This window comes from Halomonas sp. YLB-10, from assembly GCF_003856855.1.
GTDB classification, from domain to species: Bacteria; Pseudomonadota; Gammaproteobacteria; order Pseudomonadales; family Halomonadaceae; genus Halomonas; species Halomonas litopenaei.
In genome coordinates this window covers 1-6,390 of sequence record NZ_RRCU01000017.1, presented here as the reverse complement: position 1 = coordinate 6,390, position 6,390 = coordinate 1, and the positions used below count along the sequence as shown (strand labels likewise).

The 6,390-nt window shown below is 59.8% G+C and carries 3 protein-coding genes; 2 read left to right on the top strand and 1 reads right to left on the bottom strand.

The features are described from left to right. Positions 1-3,287: Ig-like domain-containing protein (locus EBB56_RS21715; RefSeq protein WP_124805329.1), on the top strand; the 3,287-nt coding region annotated here is incomplete at its 5' end. Positions 3,288-3,588: 301 nt separating this feature from the next. On the opposite strand, the gene EBB56_RS21710 is transcribed toward EBB56_RS21715, so the two are convergent. Next, positions 3,589-3,888 carry a hypothetical protein gene (locus EBB56_RS21710; RefSeq protein WP_124805328.1) on the bottom strand — a complete coding sequence of 100 codons (300 nt, stop codon included), beginning with the start codon at positions 3,886-3,888 and terminating at the stop codon, positions 3,589-3,591. 587 nt (positions 3,889-4,475) lie between these two features. On the opposite strand from EBB56_RS21710, the gene EBB56_RS21705 reads away from it, so the two are divergent. After that, positions 4,476-6,390, top strand: a 1,915-nt coding sequence (locus EBB56_RS21705) for an Ig-like domain-containing protein (RefSeq protein WP_185696497.1), incomplete at its 3' end; no start/stop codon positions are given.

The window sequence follows — 6,390 nt, the reverse complement described above, 5'->3', positions numbered from 1 at the left end:
CCTGGTCGCTGAGCAGCAATGGTCGTTCGCTGGTCGGCTTTGACAACACGGGTAGCCGTGTCATCTCCGTCCAGCTCACCGACGTTGCCAACGGCAACTACAAGGTGGTGCTGGCCAAGCCGCTGGATCATTCCCACCCCGGTGTCGAGAGCGACATCAACTTCAGCGTCGGCTACACCATCACCGACAGCGTCGGTGACAGCGCCTCGGGCAGTATCGGCATTACCGTCGATGACGACACGCCGGTGGCCAACGCCGACAGCGCCACCACCGACAACGATGGCACCGTCACCGTCGATGTACTCGGCAACGACCAGTTCGGCGCCGATGGTCAAGGCGCGCTAACCGGTGCCACCGTTCAGGGTGGCGCGACCGTCGGTACCGTCGCAGTCAACCCGGACGGCAGCCTGACCTTCACGCCCAACCCTGGCTTCGTCGGCAACGCCACCATCGACTATATCGCCACCGACGGCGACGGCAGCACGGTCGGCGGTAGCCTCAATGTCGCAGTCGCCGATGGCGGCACTGATCCCTCCACACCCGATAGCGATGGCGACCCCAATACCAACGCCCCTAATGCTGTCGTCGACGAAGATGGTCTGCCTGGAGGCATTGCCGGTGGCGTCGGTGATGTCCCGGGGGAGCGTACCGTGGCGACTGGCTCACTGGGCTATAGCTTTGGCAGCGACGGCCCCGGCAGCTTTGCCTGGAGCAGCGCCGGACTGCCTGCCCTGACATCCGGCGGAAGCCCGGTCACCTGGTCGATAAGCGCCAACGGGCTTTCCCTGTTTGGCACGGACAGCAACGGCAATAGTGTCATTTCGGTGCAAGTGACCAACGTCGCCAACGGTAGCTACCGGGTAGTACTGAGCCGACCGCTGGATCACTCCAGTCCCAACGTCGAGAGCGATATCGATTTCAGCCTCGGCTACACCATCACCGACAGCGTTGGCAACAGCGCCTCGGGGAGCATCGACGTCACGGTCGACGACGACATGCCGGTGGCCAACGCTGACAGCGCCACCACCGACAACGATGGCACCGTCACCGTCGATGTGCTCGGCAACGACCAGTTCGGCGCCGACGGCTCCGGAGACATTACCAACGCCACCGTCCAGGGCGGCGCGGCAGTCGGTACCGTCGCGGTGAACCCGGACGGCACCCTGACCTTCACGCCCAATCCCGGCTTCGTCGGCAACGCCACCATCAACTATACCGCCACCGATGGCGACGGCAGCGCTGTCAGCGGTAACCTTAGCGTCGCGGTCGCCGACGGTGGCACTGAGCCCACCACGCCAGAAACCGAAGGCTCGGCTCCAGTGGTCGCCGTGGTCGATGAGGATGGTCTGCCAGGCGGCAATGCGGGTGGCAATGGTGATGTCGCAGGCACGGCGGTAGTGGTAACGGGGCTGCTGGGTTACAGCTTTGGCGACGACGGACCCGCCGCCGGCGGTGGCTTCGCCTGGGGCTCAGACACTTCGGGTCTGCCTGCACAGACATCCGACGGTCAGGATATTCGCTACTTCCTGAGCAGCAATGCCCTGTCCCTGGTGGGTCTTGATCAAGCCGGCAACCGTGTCATCGCCATCGACATCCTCAATACCGCTACGGGTCAGTACCGAGTTGTACTTTCTCAGCCGCTCGACCACCCGATCGCGGGTACCGAGGATGATCTGCGCTTCAACGTCAGTTACACCATCACGGACAGTGACGGTGACACGGCACAAGGCAACCTGGTCGTCGTGGTCGATGACGACTCACCCAGGACTTCAGCGGTCCAGGTCGGTCAGTTGACCGATGGGGCCACCGCCGACATCAGCTTCTTCGGAGCCGACGGTGCCGGTTCGCTGACCTTCGGTTCAGCACTGGCGGGTACACAGGTGACCAGTCCGAGTGGCTTGCCGGTCAGAACCTCGAACGGTGACACCCTCACTTATCAGCTGAGTGGTAATGGGCTGACACTCAAGGCGACCACCGCTGGTGGTTTCGTGGCATTCGAGGTCACGCTGGCGGCGGACGGTTCCAGCTACTCCGTCAACGTCTTCGATGACGGCATCGGCCCCATCGGGCAGTCAAGTCTCAATTTCAGCGACGCCACCAAAGAGGTCCTTATCCCATACCAGTTCCAGGGTGAATCCGGAGTCGGGTCTCGCTATCTTGCCTTCGACAATGGCGGCGTCGCCCCGGATGTGGTGGTATCCGGCTGGTCGGTAGACGATGGTGGGAGCAGGGTTAGTTTCCTGAGGACTGATGAGAATGGCTTCGTCGCGGACGGTAGCGATATGCTGACCGGCGAGAACGAAATCACTCGTATCGATTTTGTCGACGATCTAGCCTTCTCGAGCAATCGTCCCAACTGGGAAGATCATCGTGGGGTGACCTTCTTCAGCGACGTCATGGTGCGCGCCGAGAGGATGGAATTCCCCATGGTCGCGATCAAGGCCTTTGGCCTGGCGCCGGATGGCAACGCCACCAGTGGGCATCCCTACGAAGTTGGCCAGGAAAACGTGCTGTCCCTGAGCAGAGGTGATATTCGCTTCTTCGACACGGCAGGACGCGATATCACCTCGCGCCTGGATATTACCGAGCTGGACGACGGCTCATTGCGCATCATGAACATCCCGAGTACTGCTCGCTTCGAGATAACCACCGACCAACCGTTCGAAGCCCTGGAGTTCAAGGGACTACATGACTGGTATGGATTTGCTCTGAGCGCTGACTTCGAGTTTTCCTGGCTTGAGAAGGGAGACTTGGGAGGAGGCAATGGCGGAGCCCTGACACTGCCGGTTCAAGGAGCCGATGGGGATGGAGACAGGGTCAACGGAAACCTCGAGTTGGCGTTGCCGTCTTCCGGATCGAACACAAGAATAGCGTCGGCTCGCAGTCTTGATACCGGCAACTCCGATGATGGTGACGGCGAAATCTGGGCGGGAGTCGGTGCAGACACCATCGTGTTCCTCTCGGGAGATGAGGGAACGTCCACCAATCCCTCCATGGATGTGGTGAACAACTTCACCCTGGGAGATACCGCGACAAACGCCGATGCGGATACATTGGATCTGTCCGATCTTCTCCACGACGCCAGCGAGGAGGACGTGTCCGAGTACCTTCATGCAAGTCAAGACGGAGACAACACCGTGCTGTCGGTAAAATCGGACGGTGGTATCGGCGCCTCCGGTGCAGGTGCCGACCAGGTTATCACCCTGACCAACGTCCACATGGCGGGAGCCTCCAGCGATAGCTTCCTTAACCAGCTAGTTCAGGATGGACAGCTCGATGTGGAATAATATCGACAGTTAGATGATAATGACGTAAGAGAAACGACGCGCCACTCGATCTATCATCGGGTGGCGCGTTTTCATTCTTCAACCACCATCTTCTAGGCGCTGTCCGAAAAGTCGACGAGCGAAGGTTAGACAAGGAAAAAATCGGTGAGAATGCGCAGTTTACGGGATGTAAATGAGCATTTTGACCGGGCTGGCGAACCAGCCGATTTTTAACGCCGTATTACCGAGCGCAGGCACTTTTCAGACAAGCCCTAATGATCGGCCTCGCCAGCTAGACACAATACTATATCCGCCCCGTCCGTCATGGCTCCATGCCATGTAAATTTCTCTTCGCATGCCTTCTTCCCACCACTATTGCAAGGAAACAGGCATCGCCGATCGCCATATCCGGTCGAGAGTTTGCACTGCGTATTGTTTGAATAAAAATGGGTTCCTTGCCATTAAAAAAGTGGAACATATCAGGGAGAAAAGTCGTATCGAAGAATGATATCCCAGAATGAGCTTCTGTGCCGTTCAGGCTCCAATGATGACGCTTTTCAGGAAGCGCTACCCGATACCTGAAAGTACCGAAAAGCGCCAACCACCCGATGGATGCAGTCATATAAATCAATAACATACAAAACTAAAGTCTACGTCTACTGGCAACCCACAAGGGCTGCTCGCCGAATCCTGACATCGGTCATCCGGTGTACCAACAGAATTATCCGCCAGAAGCGTCATGAACCGGCTTCCGCCACCCCTCGGGAAGCAATTGAAGGTGATCAACAGATGCAACCCGACCGGCACACTACCATCGATGCCGTACAACTCGCTCCCGCACCGCCTTGGGGGAACACCTCCGCCCAGGAAACCGAATCGACAGCGTTAAACGGCTATTAGCCCCGACATGGTCGCCTCTATCTTCGTTACAACGACCTGCGTAACAACGACCGGCATTACAATGAACAGTGGTGCATATTCCAGCGCCCTCGTGACCGATAAACACCCATGTAAGGAAAAAAACTTTTTGGCAAAAAAGGTCAAAAACTCTTGTAGAAGTCAGCTCAAATTGCTGATGTGTGCTCCCCTGACTCGCTCTACTCTGATTCCCACACACTCGTCCATGAGGACAATGTCGCCCTCTTTTTTCCTTGCATACGTTTAACAAGCCCCGCCTTCCCTAATGGCATTCATGCAAGGAATTACCCAATGAACTTCAACACCGATTCATCATTGAATCAGTCCACTGTCGCCACACTGCTGGCGCAGGACAGCACCACCCAGGTCACCGCCCTGGCGCTGCTGGATGAAGATGGCTTGCCCAATGGTATTCCTGGCGGCCCACAGGATGCGGCTGGCCAGGACACCGTGGCCACCGGCACCCTTGGCTATAATTTCGGTGCCAACGGCCCAGCCGCGACCCATCCCTTTCGCTGGGAAACCACCGGCCTTCCTTCACTGACATCTGGCGGCGAGTCCCTTTCCTATCAGGTTTCCGCAAGCGGCCGGACCTTGTCCGCCTCCACCAGCGATGGCACCCCCCTACTTCAGGTCAGGCTGACCGATCTTGCCTCAGGCAGCTACAGCGTCTCGCTGCTCGGCCCGATCGATCATCCCGACGCAACCATCGAGAACAACCTGATCTTTTCGGTCTACTACACCATCACCGATGGTGATGGTGATAGCGCCACTGCACGCCTGGGCGTGGATATCGACGATGACTCGCCGACCACCACCGTTATCGCGCCCTCGAGCCTGGAAGCCGGCGATACCGTCACCGGTACCTGGTCACAGCAAGGCGGGGCCGACGGCGTCGCCGATACCGTCGTCAACCTCCAGGCCGACGACAACGAGTATCCGCTCGGCACCCCGATCGATACCGGCAAGGGCATCTTGACCGTCAACCCCAACGGCACCTGGAGTTTCAGCGCCGACAACGATGCCAGTGGCGCACTCAATTTCAACATCACCACCAAGGATGGCGACGGTGACAGCTTCAGTTCCAGTGCCCACATCGTCATCTCCGGCGGCAATGGGATAGGTCCCACCACCCCCGAGACGGATGGCAATTCTGCCACCGTATCGCCCAAGGCGGTGGTCGATGAAGATGGCCTTCCCGGCGGCATCGCCGGTGGCATCAATGACTACCCGGGCGAACGCACCATCGCCACCGGCCGGCTACGCTATGACTTCGGCGATGACGGCCCTGGCGGCTTCACCTGGAGCACCGCCGGCCTGCCGGTACTGACCTCCCAGGGAAGCCTGGTCAGCTGGGCACTCAGCGCAGACGGACGCTCTCTTCTTGGCACCAGCGCCAGCGGACAGCAGGTCCTCTCGATTGAACTGAGCGATCTTGCCGCCGGCACCTACCGGGTCGACCTGTTCAAGCCGCTGGATCACCCCCGAGCCGATGTCGAGAGCGACATCAACTTCAGCGTCGGCTACACCATCACCGACGCCGACGGCGACAGTGCGCAGGGCATCCTCCGCGTTACCGTGGATGACGACATGCCAGTGCCGGGCGACGATACCGCCGCAGGCGACAACAGCGGGCCCATCACGGTTGACGTACTGGACAACGACAACTTTGGCGCCGATGGCCCCGGCGAGCTCACCAGTGTCACCGTCCAGGGCGGCCCGGATGTTGGTACCGCCACCATCAACCCTGACGGCACCCTGACCTTTGTTCCCAACCCTGGCTTTACCGGAAACGCCACGATTGACTACACCGCCACCGATGGCGATGGCAGCACCGTTACCGGCAATCTCAGTGTCGGGGTCGCGGACGGCGGTGGCACAGGCCCCACCACGCCGGAAACCGATGGCAATCCCGACACCACCCCGCCAAAGGCGGTTCTCGACGAGGACGGCCTGCCTGGCGGCATCGCCGGTGGCATCAATGACGTGGCTGGTGAACGCCTCGCGGCGATCGGCTCGCTGGGCTACGACTTTGGCAGCGACGGCCGCGGCAGCTTTACCTGGAATACCGGCGGCCTCCCCGTGCTGACCTCCGGCGGCAGCCCGGTCACCTGGTCGCTGAGCGGCAATGGTCGTTCGCTGGTCGGCTTCAACAACGCGGGTGAACGTGTCATTTCCGTCCAGCTCACCGACGTTGCCAACGGCA

Excerpts from the sequence above, each read along its gene's own strand:
- EBB56_RS21710 (WP_124805328.1), bottom strand. The coding sequence starts at position 3,888 with ATGACTGCATCCATCGGGTGGTTGGCGCTTTTCGGTACTTTCAGGTAT.